The organism is Enterococcus bulliens, from assembly GCF_053761865.1.
The window spans coordinates 15426-35239 of record NZ_JBSMXK010000020.1; the positions used below are offsets into that span (position 1 = coordinate 15426).

General features: G+C 37.5%; 19 protein-coding genes. 14 read left to right on the forward strand and 5 right to left on the reverse strand.

Going from position 1 to position 19814, the window contains the following annotated elements; all coding sequences use genetic code 11:
* Window positions 1-47 precede the first annotated feature (47 nt).
* The 5 genes from ACWOEC_RS09910 to ACWOEC_RS09930 all read left to right on the forward strand — a co-directional run bounded on the left by ACWOEC_RS09910 (window position 48) and on the right by ACWOEC_RS09930 (window position 5717).
* Window positions 48-1526, forward strand: a complete 1479-nt coding sequence (locus ACWOEC_RS09910) for an MDR family MFS transporter (protein ID WP_455307861.1) — start codon at window positions 48-50, stop codon at window positions 1524-1526.
* A complete protein-coding gene (locus tag ACWOEC_RS09915) occupies window positions 1523-2245 on the forward strand; it encodes a DUF4811 domain-containing protein (RefSeq protein ID WP_455307863.1) in 723 nt (240 codons plus the stop codon). Before ACWOEC_RS09910 ends, ACWOEC_RS09915 begins: the two co-directional genes overlap by 4 nt.
* A gap of 81 nt (window positions 2246-2326) precedes the next feature.
* Window positions 2327-4933 (forward strand): sigma-54-dependent transcriptional regulator, encoded by a 2607-nt coding sequence (locus ACWOEC_RS09920; RefSeq protein ID WP_455307865.1) that lies wholly within the window; start codon window positions 2327-2329, stop codon window positions 4931-4933.
* Between the two features lie 127 nt (window positions 4934-5060).
* Window positions 5061-5384 carry a PTS sugar transporter subunit IIB gene (locus ACWOEC_RS09925; RefSeq protein ID WP_455307867.1) on the forward strand — a complete coding sequence of 108 codons (324 nt, stop codon included), beginning with the start codon at window positions 5061-5063 and terminating at the stop codon, window positions 5382-5384.
* 21 nt (window positions 5385-5405) lie between these two features.
* On the forward strand, window positions 5406-5717 hold the full coding sequence (locus ACWOEC_RS09930; RefSeq protein ID WP_455307893.1) for a PTS lactose/cellobiose transporter subunit IIA: 312 nt from the start codon (window positions 5406-5408) through the stop codon (window positions 5715-5717).
* Window positions 5718-5892: 175 nt separating this feature from the next.
* Here ACWOEC_RS09930 and ACWOEC_RS09935 read toward each other — a convergent pair whose 3' ends face one another.
* On the reverse strand, window positions 5893-7716 hold the full coding sequence (locus tag ACWOEC_RS09935) for an APC family permease (RefSeq protein ID WP_297075740.1): 1824 nt from the start codon (window positions 7714-7716) through the stop codon (window positions 5893-5895).
* A gap of 286 nt (window positions 7717-8002) precedes the next feature.
* Between ACWOEC_RS09935 and ACWOEC_RS09940 the strand changes: the two genes are divergently transcribed.
* Window positions 8003-9565, forward strand: coding sequence for a flavocytochrome c (locus tag ACWOEC_RS09940; protein WP_455307869.1), 1563 nt, complete (start codon window positions 8003-8005; stop codon window positions 9563-9565).
* A gap of 37 nt (window positions 9566-9602) precedes the next feature.
* On the opposite strand, the gene ACWOEC_RS09945 is transcribed toward ACWOEC_RS09940, so the two are convergent.
* Window positions 9603-10016 carry an Ohr family peroxiredoxin gene (locus ACWOEC_RS09945; RefSeq protein WP_455307871.1) on the reverse strand — a complete coding sequence of 138 codons (414 nt, stop codon included), beginning with the start codon at window positions 10014-10016 and terminating at the stop codon, window positions 9603-9605.
* A gap of 110 nt (window positions 10017-10126) precedes the next feature.
* Here ACWOEC_RS09945 and ACWOEC_RS09950 point away from each other — a divergent pair, with 110 nt between their 5' ends.
* The gene (locus ACWOEC_RS09950; protein WP_297075747.1) at window positions 10127-10552 is read left to right on the forward strand and encodes a MarR family winged helix-turn-helix transcriptional regulator; all 426 of its coding nucleotides are present in this window, start codon (window positions 10127-10129) and stop codon (window positions 10550-10552) included.
* A gap of 7 nt (window positions 10553-10559) precedes the next feature.
* Here ACWOEC_RS09950 and ACWOEC_RS09955 read toward each other — a convergent pair whose 3' ends face one another.
* Complete coding sequence (locus tag ACWOEC_RS09955) at window positions 10560-12128, reverse strand: Nramp family divalent metal transporter (protein ID WP_455307872.1); 1569 nt, start codon at window positions 12126-12128, stop codon at window positions 10560-10562.
* Between the two features lie 282 nt (window positions 12129-12410).
* Here ACWOEC_RS09955 and ACWOEC_RS09960 point away from each other — a divergent pair, with 282 nt between their 5' ends.
* The 4 genes from ACWOEC_RS09960 to ACWOEC_RS09975 are packed head-to-tail and all read left to right on the forward strand — an operon-like array spanning window position 12411 to window position 14153.
* Window positions 12411-12821, forward strand: a complete 411-nt coding sequence (locus ACWOEC_RS09960; protein WP_297075753.1) for a MarR family winged helix-turn-helix transcriptional regulator — start codon at window positions 12411-12413, stop codon at window positions 12819-12821.
* Between the two features lie 21 nt (window positions 12822-12842).
* The gene (locus ACWOEC_RS09965; protein ID WP_297075755.1) at window positions 12843-13472 is read left to right on the forward strand and encodes a nitroreductase family protein; all 630 of its coding nucleotides are present in this window, start codon (window positions 12843-12845) and stop codon (window positions 13470-13472) included.
* 21 nt (window positions 13473-13493) lie between these two features.
* Window positions 13494-13784: a putative quinol monooxygenase gene (locus tag ACWOEC_RS09970; protein ID WP_455307875.1), complete on the forward strand. Its 291-nt coding sequence runs from the start codon at window positions 13494-13496 to the stop codon at window positions 13782-13784.
* Between the two features lie 3 nt (window positions 13785-13787).
* A complete protein-coding gene (locus ACWOEC_RS09975; RefSeq protein ID WP_455307877.1) occupies window positions 13788-14153 on the forward strand; it encodes a DUF1304 domain-containing protein in 366 nt (121 codons plus the stop codon).
* A gap of 80 nt (window positions 14154-14233) precedes the next feature.
* Here ACWOEC_RS09975 and ACWOEC_RS09980 read toward each other — a convergent pair whose 3' ends face one another.
* Window positions 14234-15406 carry an AI-2E family transporter gene (locus ACWOEC_RS09980; protein WP_455307879.1) on the reverse strand — a complete coding sequence of 391 codons (1173 nt, stop codon included), beginning with the start codon at window positions 15404-15406 and terminating at the stop codon, window positions 14234-14236.
* Window positions 15407-15548: 142 nt separating this feature from the next.
* Between ACWOEC_RS09980 and ACWOEC_RS09985 the strand changes: the two genes are divergently transcribed.
* Complete coding sequence (locus tag ACWOEC_RS09985) at window positions 15549-16448, forward strand: alpha/beta hydrolase fold domain-containing protein (RefSeq protein ID WP_455307881.1); 900 nt, start codon at window positions 15549-15551, stop codon at window positions 16446-16448.
* Between the two features lie 173 nt (window positions 16449-16621).
* On the opposite strand, the gene ACWOEC_RS09990 is transcribed toward ACWOEC_RS09985, so the two are convergent.
* Window positions 16622-17482: a hypothetical protein gene (locus ACWOEC_RS09990; RefSeq protein ID WP_455307883.1), complete on the reverse strand. Its 861-nt coding sequence runs from the start codon at window positions 17480-17482 to the stop codon at window positions 16622-16624.
* A 139-nt stretch (window positions 17483-17621) separates the two neighbouring features.
* On the opposite strand from ACWOEC_RS09990, the gene nhaC reads away from it, so the two are divergent.
* Entirely contained in the window at window positions 17622-18995 is a 1374-nt protein-coding gene (nhaC, locus tag ACWOEC_RS09995) for a Na+/H+ antiporter NhaC (RefSeq protein WP_455307885.1), read from the forward strand.
* Window positions 18996-19014: 19 nt separating this feature from the next.
* Window positions 19015-19635 carry an NAD-dependent epimerase/dehydratase family protein gene (locus ACWOEC_RS10000; protein WP_455307887.1) on the forward strand — a complete coding sequence of 207 codons (621 nt, stop codon included), beginning with the start codon at window positions 19015-19017 and terminating at the stop codon, window positions 19633-19635.
* Window positions 19636-19814 lie beyond the last annotated feature (179 nt).

Below are 19814 nucleotides of genomic sequence, written 5' to 3' on the forward strand. Positions count from 1 at the left end.
TATAGCATGCTGCATCAGAATTTTGAGTTATGAAAGGAAGGTCCACCATGAAAGAAAATCAAGCTGTCGATATATATGGCAAACCCTATAATCGAACGCTATTAGTTGCGGTTTTATTAATCGGAACATTTTGTACGGTATTAAATCAAACGCTGTTAACTACAGCATTTCCAACTTTAATGAAAACATTTGATATCACTGCAGCAACAGTGCAGTGGTTAACAACTGGCTTTTTATTAGTAAATGGGATTATGATCCCAATTTCAGCGTGGATGATGAACAAGTTTACTTCTCGTGCGTTGTATTTATGGTCAATGACCGTGTTCTTGATCGGAACAATTTTATGTTTTGCGGCAACTAGTTTCCCAATCTTATTAGCTGGACGTTTGGTACAAGCTGCTGGTGTTGGGATTTCGATTCCATTATTGCAAAACATCATGTTAACAATCTTCCCTCCAGAAAAACGCGGAGCAGCGTTAGGTGCAACTGGGATTGTTATTGGATTAGCTCCAGCTTTAGGACCAACATTATCTGGTTGGATCATCGATCACTATTCTTGGCGTGATCTATTTGGTATGATCATTCCAATCGTGATTATTGTATTGATCCTAGCCTTTTTCATGATGAAGAGTGTGATTCCATTATCGAATCCTGCAATCGATATTCCGTCGATTTTAATGTCTTCTGTCGGTTTTGGCTCACTTCTTTATGCCTTCTCAAGTGTTGGTGACGATGGCTGGGAGAGTATGAAAGTATGGTCATTTATGATCGTTGGGATCATTGTGATCGCCATTTTTAGTATCCGTCAATTGAAATTAGATACACCATTTTTAGAATTACGTGTGTTTAAATCACCGATCTTTACGATTGCGTCGATTTTATCAGGTGTAACCAATATGGCCTTGATTGGAGCTGAAATGGTGTTACCGTTATACATCCAAAATATTCGTGGTGAATCAGCTTTCCATTCTGGATTGATGTTACTACCAGGAGCATTGGCTTTAGGGATAATGATGCCGATTACCGGAATTATTTTTGATAAAATCGGAGCTAAGCGCTTAGCCATTACGGGGATGTTTTTATTGACTGCCGCTACGGCACCCTTTATGTTTTTAACTGAAACGACCCCGGTGATTTACATCATCGTATTATATGGGATCCGGATGTTCGCGATCTCGATGGTGATGATGCCGGTTACGACTTCTGGAATGAATGCTCTACCACAAAAATTAGTCACACACGGTACAGCTGTGAACAATACATTTAGACAAGTAGCAAGTTCAGTAGGAACAGCCATCTTGATCAGTGTGTTGACAAATCGTATCAATGATTCAATGCCTAAAAAAGCTGTGTTAGATGCAACACCGTTAACCTATAAAGCACAAGCAACTTCAGCGATGCTTGATGGCTATCATGCAGCCTTTTTAGTAGCTGTTGGGTTCAGTTTGATCGGATTGATCATTGCTTTCTTTATCACCAATAAAGTTGTAGCAACTAAAGCTGAAAAGGAGGCGATCGCAAAATGATTTTAGTGATTTTAGTGATTAGTGCTCTATTATTTGCAGGAAGTTTTATTTTTGCGAAATCAGCGATTCAAAACACCATCGCCGTCGTATTAGGGTTAGTGTTTATTGCTAGCTTGACGTTGGTCACATTGAATTATTCACAACATTTCGGTATGGAAAAAGTAACTGTTACGACTAAAGACAAGGGGCAAACTCTTTATAGTTCGATCAATAGTAAAGGAGTCAATGTTTTGATGTATCAACCTTTAGGGGATGGTACGGAAAAAGTGTACTTGTATAATACAAAACAAGATCAAAAAACACCTGCCAAAACAGGAACTGATCATGTCGTAAATGAAGTGAAAAAAGCAAGTGACGATCAAGCGACCTTAGTTCAAAGTAAGACCTATTGGGAATATCAAAGCGATTGGTCACGTTTATTATTTGGGATCGCAGATAATGATCATGAACTAACTGAAGAACACAATACGTTTTATTTACCTGAAACTTGGACTGAATTAACAGTTGATCAAGCCAAAGCATTTGGAGAATTGATGACCAAACAGCAAGATCAATTAAAAAAAGACGGCAAAACTTATGTAACAGAGCAAGTGATGGCAGCGATGAAGAAAAATCCAGCCTTATCTGCTGCAGAGCAAAAAGCCTTGACGGAAAAAGCAACGGCTGAATTTCAAGCACAAGCGATTCAAAAAGCCTTAGCAGAAGTCAAATCGAAATAAAAAAGAAACCATTCATTTGAAAAGATGAATGGTTTCTTTTTTTTGAATCACTTATAATGAGCAGTAGAAAGGTGTGAGCTGATGACAAAAAAAGAGCAAGTTTTTCATTTTTTAGCTGAACAGTCAGAACCTATGAGTGCAAGTGAGCTCGCTCAAGCATTACAGCTTGATCGTACGAATGCTAGTCGCTATTTAAATGAGTTAGTCAAAGAACATAAAGTGATGAAAACCGACGAACGACCGGTAAAGTACAGTGTCATTGATTTAGAACTTCCAATGCTTTCATTTCGTGATTTGATTGGAGTAGAGGATTCATTAAAAAATGCGATCCAAAAAGCAAAAGCGGCAATTCTCTATCCTCCACACGGTTTGCCAACTTTATTATTTGGAGAAACGGGAACAGGGAAAACTTTATTTGCAGAGTGTATGTATCAATTTGCATTAGAAGCCAATGTTTTAGATCATAACGCGCCTTTTATTACATTTAACTGTGCTGATTATGCACAAAATCCGCAGTTGCTTTTTGCGCATATTTTTGGAGTATATAAAGGGGCTTATACGGATGCAAAAACACAAGTCGGTCTAGTTGCTCAAGCCGACAAAGGCTTATTATTTTTAGATGAGATCCACCGCTTACCTCCAGAAGGACAAGAAATGTTATTTACGTTTATTGATAAAGGAAGTTATCGACCACTAGGCGCGCAAGAAGAGCACCATGCAACCGTGCAAATCATTGGGGCTACGACAGAGACAAGCAGTATGTTTTTAGAAACATTCACTAGACGCATCCCGATGCAAATCGAATTGCCACCATTAGCGAAACGAACGCTACATGAGCGCTTTGGGATTATTGAGGACTTTTTGCAACAAGAAGCCAATCGTTTAAATAAAAGTATCGAGATCGATCGTCAAAGTGTCTTGGCTTTTTTGACCTATGAAACTAAGGGGAATGTGGGACAGTTAAAACGGGACCTGAAGTTAGTCTGCGCAAAAGCATTTTTACATTTTGCAACGAATAAGGAAACTATGAGTCTACAAATCGAAAAAAATGATCTGCCTTTAGCGATCCAAAAAGGGCTATTGCGATTAAATGACTATACGGAACAGTTAAATCTTTTGGTCCATCCGCAAAAAACGCGACTATTATTTGAACCGGGTGAAACCAGAGGAGTCTGGTCCCAAGATCAGACAGCTAAGATGGATGTCTACCAGACCATTACTTATACTTTAGATACGTTAGAAGAAAATGATATTCCACCGCTAGATTTGGAACAGCTGATCGAAAAAGATGTCGAACATTATTTTGATTCCTATATCGAAGATTTGTCCCATAGTTCGATGTATCAAGAAATCATTAGCAGTACATTATGGGAACTTGTCAATCAATTTTTTGATCAAGCACAAGAAAAATTTCAACGAAGCTACTCTGAGAAAAATCGTTTTGCATTTGCCTTACACGTGCAAGCGATGATTGAACGATTGCGTCAAAAAAAACAAATCACCTATCCTGATCTCAATGGTGTCAGACGCAAGCATTTGCTAGAATTTCAGCTAGCGATGGAAATTGCATTAAGAATTGAAGAAAGTTATCAAATCGATATTCCTTTAGATGAAATCGGCTTTTTAACGATGTTTTTTGTTGAAGAAGCTGCACACGAAAAGCCAGTGCCACATACAGTTGCCGTGATGGTAATCATGCATGGTGAATCGACTGCATCAAGTATGCTAAAAACAGCTCAGACGCTTTTAGGAACAACTAAAGGAATGGCTTTTGATATGCCGTTACAAATGAAAACAGAGCAAGTCTATCAAGTGATCCAACAAGAGCTAGAGCAACACCAAGAATACTATGAAAAAGGGATCATTTTTTTAACCGATATGGGTTCACCCAATACCTTTAGTCAATTGATTGCAGCTGAATACCAAATTCCGACTGCCACAGTCGCTTTTTCGAGTACCATGCTGGTCATAGAAAGCTTACGTATGGCTAGTGCTGGACGTAGTGTGAGTGAAATCAGCCAAAGTATTCGTCAATCATTACTGGCTTCTTTAAATGCAGAAGATCCCATAACTGCAAAAAAAGCGGCGATTTTAGTGACATGCTATACGGGTGCTGGTGTTGCAAAGTTAACAGAATCGATTTTAACTGAAATCGTAGATCCGAAACAAGCTACGATCATTACGTTGCCTTTTTTAGACCAATCACGATTTGACGATGATTACCAACAAATCGTTCAAAACTATCAAATTATCGGGATGATCGGAACCCATAAAGATCCTACGAAAACACAACCATTTTTAGCTGTAGCAGACTTTTTTGATCCCAAAATACGGCAGCTCTTTTTTGAAACGATCGGGATCACTTTGCAGACACAGCAAAAAGCCGATCAAGCATTTGATGCTTATCTACAGCTAGCGACACGATATGTCAAACAATTGACGCACTACTTTTCACTAGATGAAGAAGCACAAGAAGGATTGAAGATGCATATTGCTGCTGCATTGAAACGACAACAAGATCCTGAATGGCGATTAGAAAAAAGTCCATTTTTGGAATTGGATCAAGCTATTTTCGATAAGATTACACAACTGAATCAGCAGTTCATTACTCAATACGAGCAAGGTTTGGTTTTCGAAGAAGTAAAAAATATTACCTATCTTGTACAAAATTTACAACAAAACAGTTAGAATTACACACTGTGTGATTTTTTTAGATTGTGTGTAACGACTAAGCCTAATGAAATCAATGAAAAATTTGGCACGTATCTTGCTTTATAAAAAGTGTAATGACTTATATTAAGGAGAGTGTTTACTAATGAAAAGAATTATGCTTGTATGTTCAGCTGGAATGAGTACTAGTTTATTGGTTCAAAAAATGCAAAAAGCCGCAGAGGCAAAAGGATTAGAAGCCGATATTTTTGCAGTTTCTTCTTCAGAAGCTGATGGCAAATTAGCAGATACCAATCATCCGATCGATGTCTTGATGTTAGGACCACAAGTTCGCTTTATGAAAGGTCAATTCGAAGAAAAAGTTGCAGGAAAAAATATCCCAGTAAGTGTCATCGACATGCGTGACTACGGTACAATGAATGGTGAAAATGTTTTAAATACAGCAATCACAATGATTGAAGCAAAGTAAGAGGGCGAGTACATGGATGAAATGAATCAAGAACAACTTCAAGAAATCATGGGACTAATTATTTATGCTGGAAATGCAAAAAGTGATGCTATGGAGGCCATCCAAGCTGCTAAAAAAGGTGAGTTTGACTTAGCTAAAGAAAAAATCAAATTAGCTGAGGAATCATTAGTGCAAGCGCATCAAGCACAAACAAAATTACTGACTGCAGAAGCTAATGGAGAAACCTTTAAAGTCAATTTATTGACGATCCACAGTCAAGATCACTTGATGACGAGTATCACATTTACTGATCTAGCTAAAGAAGTCATTGATGTGTATAAACGAGTATCGTAAACAAAGCTGTGACAGAAGTGGACAGCTCTAAAAAATAAGCCGCATCATTTCCGGTAATAGATTCCTCTATTTCGGTCATGATGCGGCTTATTTTTCAAAGGAGCTACTTCTGGAACACCGTTTATTCGATTTTTAAAGGGGCGTGACAGACTTCTGTCACACCCCTTTTGTTGACTTATTTTTTCAAATGATAACTATACGTGGCTAGAATAATATTTTGTCTGGTGGCTAGACGCAACCGCAGTTTTAAACTTGTTTGGTTATGCAAAATATTTTGCCAGCGCTTATTCGGTAGAAACTGTGGGATCAAGACAGTCGTTGTGTAATTTTGTTGTGCAGCATGTTTACTGACCCGATCAACATAACGAATAATTGGGTTCTCAATCGAGCGGTATGACGAGTGAACGATTGAAAATCGTACATCTGGGAAATGTTGACGAAACTCAGATTCGATTTCACGTTCTTTTTTGATATCTTCGTCAAGAGAAACGTGCATTGCAATGACATAATCCCCGATCGAACGAGCATAATTTAAAGCGCCAATATTGACTTGGGTAACATTACCCACCAATACGATGACGGTATTCCCAGCATAATCATGTAGTTCGCATTCATTTTCTAGTCGAAGTTGTTCGGCAACATTTTTATAATGATGGTTGATTTTATAAAAAATGATCAGTAAAACTGGCATAATAATAAAGTAAGGCCAAATATCATTTAGTCGATACATTAAAAGAATGATAATGATCAAATAAGAAATCAAGGCACCAATAATATTGGCTAATGAACGACGTAGCCAATGTTCTTTTTGTTTATACCATCTAACCACCATCCCACTTTGTGATAGAGCAAAAGGTGTAAATACTCCAATAGAATAAAGGGGAATCAAGCGTTCCGTCGATCCTTGGAAAATAAAAAGCAACACGATCGAACCTAGAGCTAATGTAATGATTCCATTAGAGTAACCTAAGCGATCACCGCGGTCTTGGTACATATGTGGCATAAATTTATCTTTTGATAAATTATAGGCGAGTACTGGGAACGCTGAAAATCCAGTATTGGCTGCTACGGCCAAAATGAGCGCCGTAGCAAATTGCAAGATATAAAAGAAGATTCCTCCACCAAAAATCGTTTTTCCGATTTGCGATAAGACAGTGACTTCTTTTTCAGGCACGATGCCATACCAATAGTTGATAAATGTAATTCCGACAAAGAAAAAACCTAAAATCAGTGACATCAATGCCAATGTTCCAGCTGCATTTTTTGCACGTGGTTTTTTGAAAAACGGCACCGCATTACTGATCGCTTCGACACCAGTCAAAGAAGAAGATCCTGAAGAAAAAGCTCTTAAAATCAGTGCCAATGAAACACCTGGAACTGCAGTACCAACAGCAGCTGTCGCATGTAGTGGTGCTTGTCCAGTCAAGATCTTAAACAATCCATAGGCGATCAATAATGAAATAATGGCAATAAAACTATAGACAGGAATCATTAAAAAGCTTGCGGATTCTCTAAGTCCGCGCAAGTTCATCATCATAATCAAGATCACGATCACAACAGAGATTGCGACTTGATGACGGCCAAGAGAAGGGATGGCAGAAATAATCGCTTCTGCTCCTGCTGAAACTGAGACGGCGACGGTTAACATGTAGTCGACTAATAAAGAGCCTCCAGCAATCAGTCCTGCATTTTGCCCAAGATTTTCACTGCTGACGACGTAGGCTCCGCCGCCTTTAGGATAGGCATGGATAATTTGACGATAAGATAATGTTAATGAAATCAATAGAATAATAACGAAAAAAGCAATTGGCAATGAATACCAAATCGCCGCTGTAGATAATGCGACCAATACCACAACAATTTGTTCTGTTCCATAGGCAATGGACGATAAGGCATCAGAAGAAAGTAACGCCAAAGCTGCTAAACGGCCTAATTTATGTTCGTCGTTTTCAGCAGACTTCAAAGGCTTCCCAACTAACCACCTTTTTAAAATGTTCACAAAATCATTCCTCCTCAAATACATGCTAATTTAGCAATCAAGATTGTATATTAGAACTCTCATCACTAAAAGTCAATCATTCTTTTTCATTTTTTTTTAAAATAACAGTTTCAAAAAAAATAAAAGAAGAATATCTACAAAAAAGAGTAATTATCACAAATATAAAATAGCAAATAAAAGGGGATAAAATTATTTTTAGATGAGAAAGCTTAATAGATTGATTGTAATTTCACAATCTTTTTGATAAAGTAAAAGAAGATAAAAAAACAACTACTAGGAGGATAAAATGAAGAAAAAAAGTTTGATCACATGGGGAGCTTTACTTGTTATGGGAGCATCATTATCTGGTTGTGCAATTTTTGAACCAGATGCGCCACGTACGCAAGATGAAAAAGAAAAAACGGAACAAACTACAACTAAAAAAGAAGAAAACAAGAAAGAAGAAACGGATGTTGAATCTGGTGCTTCAGAAGCGGGGTATACCGACCCTAAAGAATTAAAAGATGAGTATGATATTGTGATTGTCGGTTCTGGTGGTGCTGGAATGACAGCCGCTATTGAAGCAAAAGATAAAGGGAAGAATCCAGTTATTTTAGAAAAAATGCCAGTTGTCGGCGGAAATACTTCAAAATCTTCAAGTGGAATGAATGCATCCAATACAAAATTCCAAAAAGAACAAGGAATCGAAGATAGCAATGATTTGTTTTATGAGGAAACACTAAAAGGTGGGCATGGGACAAATGATAAAGAACTATTGCGCTATTTTGTTGATCATTCAGCAGATGCAATCGATTGGTTAGACGGTATCGGAATCAAACTAGATAATTTAACGATCACTGGTGGAATGAGTGAAAAACGAACACACCGACCTTCAGATGGATCAGCAATTGGAGGTTATTTGGTTGAAGGATTGACAGAGAACGTTGAAAAACGTGACATCCCGATTTTTGTCAATACAGATGTGAAAAAATTAGTCGAAACTGATGGAAAAGTAGACGGGGTTGTCGCACAAGTCCAAGGTGAAAAAGAACGTACGATTAAAGCAGATGCTGTCATCGTAACGACTGGTGGATACGGTGCAAGCGATGAGTACATCAAAGAATATCGTCCAGATCTAGAAGGATATGTGACAACGAACCAACCAGGTAGTACTGGTGATGGAATCAAAATGATCGAAGCTGTTGGTGGACAAACGGTCGATATGGATGAAATCCAAATCCATCCAACTGTTCAGCAAGATCAAGGGATTTTAATTGGAGAAGCAGTACGTGGTGAAGGGGCTATTTTAGTCAATGAAGAAGGAAATCGTTTTGTAAACGAATTGGACACTCGTGATGCGGTATCTGGTGCGATCAATAAACAAACCAATAAAGATGCTTACTTGATTTTTGACCAAGGTGTACGCTCACGCGCAACGGCGATTGAATTCTATGCGTCAAAAGGCTACGTAGTCGAAGCGAAAAGTGTAGAGGAATTGGCGAAAAAACTAGAGATGCCTACAGATAATTTAGAAAAAGCAGTGACTTCATGGAATGAAGCCGTTAAAAATCAAAAAGATGAAGCATTCAATCGTACAACGGCGATGGAGCATCCATTAGATCAAGCAAACTATTACGCAATCAAAATCGCACCGGGAATCCATTACACAATGGGTGGTGTGAAGATCAATACAAAAACAGAAGTGTTGAATAAAGAAAATCAACCAATCAAGGGATTATATGCTGCTGGAGAATTAGCCGGTGGATTACATGGTGAAAATCGTATCGGTGGGAACTCGGTAGCAGAGATTATTATTTTTGGTCGTCAAGCAGGTGTTCAAGCGACCGATTATGTACAAGCAGAGAAATAAGTAAAAAATGGCGCGACAGCATGCTGTCGCGCCATTTTTAAATTGCTTCGATTGTAACGTCGATATTGCCTTTAGTCGCGCGTGAATAAGGACAAGTTTGTTCTGTGATTTCAAGTAATTCTTTGGTTTCTTCTAAAGAAAGACCTTCGACATGTCCACGGATTTCTACACCTAATACAACGTCTGGTAATTCACTTTGGCTAAGGTTATATAGTGAAACAATGACTTCGATGGTCGATTCGCCAGTGATACCACGAGATTTTTTTAAATAATCTAGAGCACTATTAAAACATGCACTATATCCAGCAGCAAATAACTGTTCAGGATTGGTCGCATTCTCTGCACGACTTCCTGGAGGTGCGATATTTAATTGGAAAGAATTATCAGGTGAATGGACTTCTCCACTGCGGCCGCCAGTATTAATCATTTTTGTTGAAAAGATTTTTTTCATTGTTGAAAAACTCCTTTATATTTTTTTAGTTTACAACTATATTGTATACAATATAGTTTAATTTGACAATTAATAACTCTTGATTATACTAAAAGAAAGGAGCGGATGAAATGAGCGATACGATGTTAGACAAGGAACTTTGTTTTCAACTTTATGTGGCTTCAAAAGAAGTCATTAAAAAATATAAAACATTTTTAGATCCTTACGATTTGACCTATACTGGCTTTATTGCGATGATTGCGTTAGAAGATCATATGACAGTCAATCAATTAGGCGAAATCTTATACCTAGATTCTGGAACACTGAGTCCATTATTAAAAAAATTAGAAAAAAAAGGTTATTTAGAAAAAGTACGATCAAAAGAAGATGAGCGACGTGTAGAATTGATCTTGACGCCAAGAGGGAAAGAAGTAAAAGAAGAATTACCTTGTATTTCGCAACAAGTGGCAAGTAGCATGGATCTATCTTCGATCAAAGCAGATCATCAGACACTATTAACTCAATTGATTGGGTTAAATGAATTGTTTAAAGCATAAAAAGAGATCAGGATTTCCTGATCTCTTTTTGTGTCTGTGCTAAACGTTTATTTCCTTTATATAAATCAATAGTCGTCCAACACAGTAAGCCTATGACAATCATAATAATCAGATAAGCAATAAGATGAGCAAATTCGATTTGAGTATTGGTTGCTTGATCGCCAAAAAAATCTTCAATTTGTTTAGGCAATCCTATCAAATTCAAATAGGTCAAACTTAGAACGGAAGCCCATCCAAAAAATTGCACGATCCAGTTATTTCTAAATCGTTTTCCCATTTCAAATGAACTATTGGTCATCATCAGTAAAGGGATCATCGAAAACGGCAATGCAAAAGCCAAGAATACTTGCGAATTATTCATGAGATTATTTAGCGCAGTATGCTCTTCGATTGTCCCTTTACGACTAGTTAGACTAACACAGATCAAAACGGGAACTACTGAGATCAAACGAGTGACTAAACGACGTAGCCAAATCGGAAGTTTCAAATGGATGAAGCCTTCCATGATAACTTGTCCGGTCAGTGTGCCTGTAATCGTAGAATTTTGGCCTGAAGCGAGTAGTGCGACGGCAAACAAGGTCGATAGAATCCCTGATTTCGCGACTTCGGCCAATACGCCATTACTTAGTGTCGAAGGATCTGATAGGGATTCATATAATCCGAAAAAAGAAGGATCTTTTACTGTACCTGATTTAAAGACAGCAACTCCCATGATCAAAAGCAAAGCATTGACAACAAATGCTAAACTAAGTTGGATATTTGAATCCCAAGTTGAAAAACGAACCGCTTCAGCGACTGCTTCTTCATCTTGATGATCGATTGCACGTGTTTGAGAGACCGCAGAGTGCAAATATAAATTATGAGGCATGACTGTCGCTCCAATGATTCCCAATGCTCCTGTCAGCGGTGTTTGACCACCAATTTGAGGCGAATCAGCAAACGTCTGTGTTGTTGGGATAAAGCCTTTAAACATTGCCATCCAATCTGGATTGGATAAGGCGACTTGATAGATAAAGACAAATAAGATCACAAAAATCAAACAGACGACTAAGGCTTCGATCTTACGAAATCCGACCTTGGTTAATAATAATAGAAGCAATACGTCAAAAACAGTGATAAAGACAGCATAAAGTAAAGGGACGCCAAATAATAGATACAAAGCGATTGCAGCCCCGATAACTTCGGCAATATCAGTCGCCATGATGGCAAGTTCTGTCAGTATCCATAATACGATACCAAGCCCTTTACTTGTTCGTGCACGAATGGCTTGTGCTAAATCTTGTTGCGTGACGATCCCTAATTTTGCAGCCATATATTGCAATAGCATGGCAATCAAACTAGACATTAAGATGATAGACATCAATAGATATTGAAAGTTTTGACCACCGGTAATTGAAGTTGACCAATTTCCTGGGTCCATATATCCCACTGCTACTAATGCACCTGGCCCTGAATAGGCTAACAGCGTACGGAAAAATCCTTTACCTTTTGGAACAATAACTGTTCCATTGATTTCTTGAAGAGAAGGTCCGTTGGCATAATTTGCAAGGGAGTGTTTTTCTTTTGATTTTTTCAACGTAAAACCCACCTTTTCTTTCATATATAATGTTGGCTTTATTTTACACCTTTCTTTTCAAAAAAGACAGTAAAGTTTCGGCTTGCCTAACTTTCTTACAAAACTATTCGTTTGAGCAAATCGTTTGCAAGTAAAGAGAGAATATTTTATAGTTGACTTGTCAATTGTTGATCAATCATTTTTTAGTGAACATAAAACAAAAAGGTTGCATTCTGATTTATTTGGCGTTATAGTTGACTAGTCAATTATTGATTCGTCATGTTTTTGAAGGGAGGAAAGCAAATGGAATTGAGAGAAGTCAGCCAACTTTTGTATCTGTTGAAATCGACCGATCAAAAAATTAGTCGACTGTTTGAAAAAGAGATCGGATTTAGTTTGACACGTTATGAGTTATTGATGGCTTTGATTGAAAATCAACCTTGTTTGCAAACACATCTTCAAGAATACTTACAAATTGATCAAGCTGCAATCACAAGACACTTGAAGATTTTGGAAGAAAAAGGTTATGTTGCCCGTCAACGCAATCCAGAGAATAATCGCGAAATCTTTGTGACGTTGACCGCCAAAGCAGATCAAGAGTTGCGTGCTTGCGAACAAAAGTATACGAATGTCCAACAAACGTTTTACCCGTCTTTAACAAAGGAAGAATTCCAACAGTTAAGACACTTGCTCCAAAAAATGAACCAAGACTAACGAGATGAAAGAAGAGAGAATATGTTAAAAAATAATAATTTTGAAGAAATCACTTTTGGAAGAAAATCAGTTCGTGTTTATGACGAATCTGTTAAAATTAGCAATGAAGAAATGTTAGAAATGATTCAAGAAGCATCAATCGCACCTTCTTCAGTAAATATGCAACCTTGGCGTTTTGTCGTTGTCGAAAGTGACGAAGCAAAAGCAAAATTAAAACCGCTAATCCGTTTTAACACACGTCAAAACGATTCATCTTCAGCAATGGTATTAATCTTTGGAGATATGATGTGTCATGAATATGGTGAAGAAATCTATGACCAAGCCGTAGCAGAAGGCAAAATGCCACAAGAAGTACGTGATCAACAATTAGCGGCAATCATTCCTCACTATGAAAAATTAACAAAACAAGAAATGAATGATGTTGTAAAAATCGATGCAAGTTTAGCAGCAATGCAATTTATGTTAGTGGCGCGTGCCCATGGATACGATACAAATCCAATCGGTGGATTTGAAGCCGATCAACTAGCTGAAGCATTTGATTTGGACAAAGAACGCTACGTTCCAGTTATGATTCTTTCTGTTGGTAAAGCGGCTGAAGAAGGATATACATCTGTTCGTTTAGCTGCAGATAAAGTAACCACATTTAAATAAGATATAAAGGAGAGTTTTAAAATGATTATTGTTAATGCAAAATTTGCAGTAAAACCAGAAGCGCGCGAAGATTTTTTAACTGAAATCAACGCCTTGATCGCTTCATCTAAACAAGAAGAAGGTTGTCTAGCATATGATTTATACGAATCACATGCTACACCAAATGAATTTGTAATGATTGAAAACTGGGCAACCAAAGAAAATACAGAAGTTCATAATACAAATCCATTATTAGTAGCATTTGCTAAAAAAGTAGCGAATTATGTTGCAGCAGCTCCTGTTTTACAAATTGTAGAAAAGAAAGAGGCGTAGTTTATGTCTGTGATCACACTTATTTTAGGGACCTTGGTGGCACTTGAATTTTTGTATATTTTTTATTTAGAAACGATTGCGACAACGTCTAGTAAAACCAGAAAGACGTTTAACTTATCAAAAGTAGATATGGAAAGCAAAAGTCTACAAGTATTGTTTAAAAACCAAGGCGTCTATAATGGGTTGATCGCTCTTTTACTATTCTATAGTTTGTATCTGTCTCATGCCGCAAAAGAAACCACTTCCCTAATATTAATGTATATTTTACTAGTTGCTTGCTACGGAGCAGTGACTAGTGATAAACGTATTTTACTTAAACAAGGTGGATTGGCGATTTTGACGTTGTTATCGCTAATTTTTCTAGGTTAAAAAAGAATCAGCTAAAAGAAATAAGTCGAATCATTCCAGTAATAGGGAACCCTATTCCGATAATGACTCGACTTATTTTTTTATTTTAAATAAGACTCTTTAGTAAATTCAACATCTTCGTAACATCCATCTTTTCCAAAGAACCGGTTGTAGCGTCGTTTTAACAATCTAAACAGATAAGTAATCAAGACTTTTACGACACAGTAGATTGGAATTCCAAAAATCACGCCGACTAAACCTAAGAGTTCAGCCATTACCAAAAGGACGAATAAAATCGTGACCGGATGCATTTTTAAGCGATCGCCCATCACACGCGGCAAAATCAAATGACTGTGTAACAATTGGACACTAAACCAAACGATTAGAAATTTGATTACCATCACAAACGATACTTGTAAAGCGATAATAATAGCTGGAATAAAAACGATAAAAGGACCAAAATAAGGGATGATACATAAAATAGCAGCTGACAAAGCGATTACACCTGAAAACGGTAGACCAATCAATAAGAAAAGTGGCCAATCGATGATTCCAAGAATAATAGACGCAACGACTTGACCTTTTAGATAATCACCGATTTGTTGATCAATGATCGAAATGATCGTTGAAAAATCTTTGCGAAAGACAGGAGGAATCAACTTATAGCTATAACTATACAGATTTTTTTTATCTTTGATAAAGAAAAAAGCAACGATTGGTCCTGTAATTAGCGTAATCAAGGTAGTCGAGACTGCAGAAAAAAGACTTCCTACGCCATGTGCGCCTTTTTCTAGATACACTTGAGCGTAACTTTCGACTTTTGTCCATAATTCATCAATCGAATTTTTCGACTGATTGAACATATCAGCTAGTGGTGTGCTGTCGATAAATTTTTGAACGATGTCTTGAACATCGTCCCATATCTTAGGGAACTGATGGATCAATTCGGCTGTTTGCGTTGCAATGCTTGGATAAATGAGAATTCCTCCAAGTGTTAATAAACCGATCACGATAATGAAGACAAGTGATACACCCCAAATACGCGGGATAAATCGTTCTAGGCGATTGACTATCGGATTGAAAATATAATATAAGATCATCGCAAAAATAATTGGTTTAATGATAATCGACACGATCGTCATCAATGGTGCGAAAATAAATGAAATTGTCGAAAGCATCCAAATACAAGCAGCGCCTAGCAAGATACTGACAAAACTAAAAATCAAATTTTTTCCACCCAAAAATTGAATCCAATTTTTCTTTGGAGGGTTCATTCTGATTCTCCTTTTTTATAAAGTTTTACTTAGTATAAAGCTTTTTACAGAAAATGTAAAAATCGAATTCAGCGTTATACTGTACGAAAGTCTCGTTGTTCGATACGATTAGAAAGAAAAAATAAAAAATGGAGGCGGTAGTATGGAACAAAGTCAGATAGATTTAAAACGTCTAGGTGCGCAAGAAAAACAAGTGGAACAGATAGATCCTAAGATTACACATCGAGTTGATTTAGTCTATAAACAAGAGCTAACTTCAGGTCTACAATTAAAAATGGATCTCTTAATACCAGAAACCAATGCGTTACATCCAGCGATTTTATTTTTACCAGGAGGGGGCTTTACCACAGCGGATTATCATAAAACGCTACCCTTACGTCTTTATCTTGCACAAGCTGGTTATGTTGTTGCTAGTGCTGCTTATCGTCCGATCCCTGAGCAATTTCCGACGTTACTTCATGATGCCAAAGCAGCGTTAGCCTTTTTGCATGAACAAGCGGAATCTTTAGCGATCGATCGTAAAAAAATCGTGGTTATGGGCGACTCAGCAGGTGGATATTTGACGCAAATGTTATGGGCAACAGCCAATACCGATCAGTTATTACCAGAAACGATCCCAGTAGCGTTTACTGATTTAGCTGTTGCTGTTTCTTTATATGGATTTTCAAATCTTTTGACTATGACCAACACCACACAATTTCAACCTGAGAACATGTTTTCTAGTCAAGATAAATTATCTCCTGAAAAGATTTTATTAAAAGGAGCTTCGGCTGATAAATCAGAGACATACGATGCCACGCAATTATACGAGCTAGCGAAATGTGCTAGTCCAATTCACTACGTACATCCAAAAAGCCGCTTTAAACCGTTATTATTATTGCATGGAAATCATGATCAACTTGTCCCAAGTGAACGATCAACCCAAATGTACACAGCAGTAAAATCGACTCAAACAGACGTTGAGTATTGGATCATAAATGATGCTGATCATGGATCAGTCGAATTTTCACAACGCTCTTTATTTAAAGATATCAGTGAATGACTAACGAAACGATTAGAAGAGTAAAAAAAAGGGGTGTGACAAAAGGTTGTCACACCCCTAAAAAATGAATGAACGGTGCTCTAGAAGATGCTCTTTCAAAACTAAAAAGCATGACTGAAATAAATGACACGCTTTTTGGGATTACGTTGCAATTATCCAGTTCTATTATCGTTTTATGGTGTAGTAGGGACCGTATTGCGAACCAACGTCGCCCATGGAAATTCAGGATCGATCAACTCGCCATTTTGCAATTGATACGTAAATGTTTGATTTTGATTTGTTGTCACTAAATTCAAATGAATGACATCAAGGTCAAATGTCGCGGTATACGTACCTGAATCCGCGATTCCTTTTCCATCAGAGAAACGTTCAAATGTGCCGTCTGGATTGAAGTTATAAGTCGTTTGAAAGTCGTAGTCTTTATTCTTTGTAGTCCAAGTTCCAATCAAGGTTTCATTAAAATCAGTTGGAGTCTGTAATACATTTACCTGATAAAGTGTTGGATCAAACGTACTTGTCGCGTTTGTAGTTCGGGTAAATGTTCCTAAATAGCCGAAGTTCATTTTCGTACCTGAATCATTTAAGACAGCTAACTGGTAGGTTCCAATGCCGTCGATATTGTTGTTGAAGCCATATAATTTTAAAAGCCAAGTATGATCAGTTTCTGCTGCAATCGTAAGTGTTCCACTAGATGTAATCGCACCTGAAAATTGCCACGTGCCATTTGGTTCGATAGTCAGTGTATTGTCTGCATTTTTAAATGTTCCTACAGGGATCGTTTGTGTGATCGCTACTTCTTCTGTAGTTGTCGTGTTGGTTGAACTAGTTGAACTTGTTATCTCAGAATTTGTCGTACTAGATTGGTTCGTAGTTTGACTAGTTTCTGTAGTACTTGTTTTCGTATTACTTGTTTGTGTGATCGATGAAGTCATTTGCGTACTAGATGATAGCGCAGTTGTGTCAGTTTGTGTTTGATGGCAACCAGACAAAATCAGTAGCCCAAGTAAACTAAATCCCCATTTTGCATAATGCATATCTCATCCCTCCCGTTTTCTTTAGTATAACAAAAAGTCTTATTTTTTTGCAGAAAAGGGTTTGACAATCACAAAAAAAATCGCTAGGCTAAAAGCTATTGTATCGATTTAGTTCGAGAGTAGAAATGAGGAAAAAAAAGTGAAAAAACAAGATCCATCTTTTGCTGAAGCGACGAGTCTATTGATACTGATTATCGCCTGTATTGCTTACTCGGTCATTATAGTACAAATGTCAGCTACAGTTGCAATTTTATTTGTCTTAGCTATTTTAACGGCATATGTCGCACTTCGCTATCGTTCATTTGACAAAATCCATCGTGGAATCGTCGAAGGGATTAAACCAGGAATTATTCCGATCATTATTTTTATTTTAGTAGGTGCATTGATTGCAGTATGGATTCAAGCTGGCATCATTCCGACACTAATGGTTTATGGATTTCATATTTTACGTGCAGAATGGTTTGTGCCAACGGTCTTTTTAGTTTGTGCGATTGTAGGAAGTGCAGTAGGAAGTGCATTTACAATTATGTCGACAATCGGAATTGCTTTTTTTGGTATCGGTCTAACCATGGGGATCTATCCACCATTAGTAGTAGGTGCGATCGTATCGGGAGCGGTTTTTGGAGATAAGATGTCACCACTATCAGAATCGACAAATTTAGCTGCAGCAGTTGCTGAGGCAGATTTATTTGAACATATCAAAAATCTAATGTGGTCGACTGTACCCGCATTTGTTGTGTCCTTAATTTTGTACGCGGTATTTGGTCATACTGATTCGACAGCGACCTTGGAGACGATTACGCAAACTAGTGCACAATTAAAGGCTTCTTTTTTTGTCTCTCCGTTAGCCTTAATTCCAATCTTTGTGATGTTTTTATGTGCTTGGAAAAATATACCAGCTATTGCTACAATTTTTATCAATATTTTATTAGGACTTGTGATGAGCAGTCTTGAAATGAAGCGAGTACCGTTAAAAGAATTTGCGCAAATCATTGACCAAGGATTTGCAGCGAAAACATCCGATGAACAAATCAATGCATTATTATCGCGTGGTGGAATCAGTAGCATGTTACCGACGATTGCGTTGATTATTCTGGCGTTGTCACTTGGTGGGATTTTGATTGAAACGAAAATCATCTCGACTGTACTGGATCGTTTGATTCCTAAATTAAATTCAACGTTTTCTTTGATTTTTAGCACATTATTAGCTAGTATTGGAGTAAATATTTTTATTGGAGAACAATTTTTGTCGGTGATTTTACCCGGGAATGCGTTTAAAGACATCTATCGACAAAAACAATTAGCACCTGTTGTATTAAGTCGAACATTAGAAGATGGTGGAACGGTTATCAATTATTTGATTCCGTGGGGGATTGCTGGAAGTTTTGTAGCCTCGACTTTTGGTATTCCTGTGTTGACCTTTGCACCATTTGTCTTCTTTAGTTTACTTTCACCTCTATTTTCGATTGTCAGTGGGGTAACAGGAATTGGAGTTAAGAAGAGTCAAATATAACAGAAAGTAGGGTGGATTCATGGAAAAACAACGAATCGTAATTTTTGGTGGTAGTGGTTTTGTCGGTCAAGCCATCGCAAAACGTGCATTGGCCAATCAATATGAAGTGATCAGTATTTCAAGAAGTGGCCGCCCGAAAGGAACAGAACCATGGTTTGATCAAATTCAGTTTATTCAAGCGGATGTCTTTGATGCGAAACAGTGGCATGACACAATCAAAACTGGCGATATTTTAGTCGATGCAATCGGAATTTTGACCGAAAAAAAAGCCAAAAATCTTACGTATCGACGGTATCATTATGAAATCGTCAAAATCATTACGCAAGCAATTAGCGATATCAAACATCTTTCATTTATTTACATTTCTGCTTCGCAAGGTGTGCCGTTTCATCCAGGGTATTTACGTGAAAAACAGCGAGCCGAAGTATTTTTAGAGAATATCCCATTGCCAAGTGCGATCGTACGTCCTAGCTTACTTTATGGAAAGGGTCGAAAATATTCAACTGAAATGGCAAAAGCTATTTTTATTTCTAAAAAGATCCCTGGAGTAGCTTGGTTATTGCGTTCTTTTGAACCGCGCCCAGTAGAATGGGTAGGCGATCAAGTGATTGCTAAGCTGACACAATTACAATCTAAATAAGACACTCATATGTAGCAGCCTTTAAACAATCGTTTCTTTAGATGTTTAAAAGGGCTCTTTGTCAAATGATGTTGGTGAAGAGAAATCTTAGAATTATTGGAGATCAAGAGGATTATTTCCTCTTGATCTTTTTTAGTTTAAAAGCAATGCACTACCGTGACGAATCATGATACGCAACT

Excerpts from the sequence above, each read along its gene's own strand:
- ACWOEC_RS09925 (WP_455307867.1), top strand. The coding sequence starts at position 5,061 with ATGAAAAGAATTATGCTTGTATGTTCAGCTGGAATGAGTACTAGTTTA.
- ACWOEC_RS09950 (WP_297075747.1), top strand. The coding sequence starts at position 10,127 with ATGAGCGATACGATGTTAGACAAGGAACTTTGTTTTCAACTTTATGTG.
- ACWOEC_RS09930 (WP_455307893.1), top strand. The coding sequence starts at position 5,406 with ATGAATCAAGAACAACTTCAAGAAATCATGGGACTAATTATTTATGCT.
- ACWOEC_RS09970 (WP_455307875.1), top strand. The coding sequence starts at position 13,494 with ATGATTATTGTTAATGCAAAATTTGCAGTAAAACCAGAAGCGCGCGAA.
- ACWOEC_RS09990 (WP_455307883.1), bottom strand. The coding sequence starts at position 17,482 with ATGCATTATGCAAAATGGGGATTTAGTTTACTTGGGCTACTGATTTTG.
- ACWOEC_RS09980 (WP_455307879.1), bottom strand. The coding sequence starts at position 15,406 with ATGAACCCTCCAAAGAAAAATTGGATTCAATTTTTGGGTGGAAAAAAT.
- ACWOEC_RS09915 (WP_455307863.1), top strand. The coding sequence starts at position 1,523 with ATGATTTTAGTGATTTTAGTGATTAGTGCTCTATTATTTGCAGGAAGT.
- ACWOEC_RS09985 (WP_455307881.1), top strand. The coding sequence starts at position 15,549 with ATGGAACAAAGTCAGATAGATTTAAAACGTCTAGGTGCGCAAGAAAAA.
- ACWOEC_RS10000 (WP_455307887.1), top strand. The coding sequence starts at position 19,015 with ATGGAAAAACAACGAATCGTAATTTTTGGTGGTAGTGGTTTTGTCGGT.
- ACWOEC_RS09910 (WP_455307861.1), top strand. The coding sequence starts at position 48 with ATGAAAGAAAATCAAGCTGTCGATATATATGGCAAACCCTATAATCGA.
- ACWOEC_RS09940 (WP_455307869.1), top strand. The coding sequence starts at position 8,003 with ATGAAGAAAAAAAGTTTGATCACATGGGGAGCTTTACTTGTTATGGGA.
- ACWOEC_RS09965 (WP_297075755.1), top strand. The coding sequence starts at position 12,843 with ATGTTAAAAAATAATAATTTTGAAGAAATCACTTTTGGAAGAAAATCA.
- ACWOEC_RS09975 (WP_455307877.1), top strand. The coding sequence starts at position 13,788 with ATGTCTGTGATCACACTTATTTTAGGGACCTTGGTGGCACTTGAATTT.
- ACWOEC_RS09920 (WP_455307865.1), top strand. The coding sequence starts at position 2,327 with ATGACAAAAAAAGAGCAAGTTTTTCATTTTTTAGCTGAACAGTCAGAA.
- ACWOEC_RS09960 (WP_297075753.1), top strand. The coding sequence starts at position 12,411 with ATGGAATTGAGAGAAGTCAGCCAACTTTTGTATCTGTTGAAATCGACC.
- ACWOEC_RS09945 (WP_455307871.1), bottom strand. The coding sequence starts at position 10,016 with ATGAAAAAAATCTTTTCAACAAAAATGATTAATACTGGCGGCCGCAGT.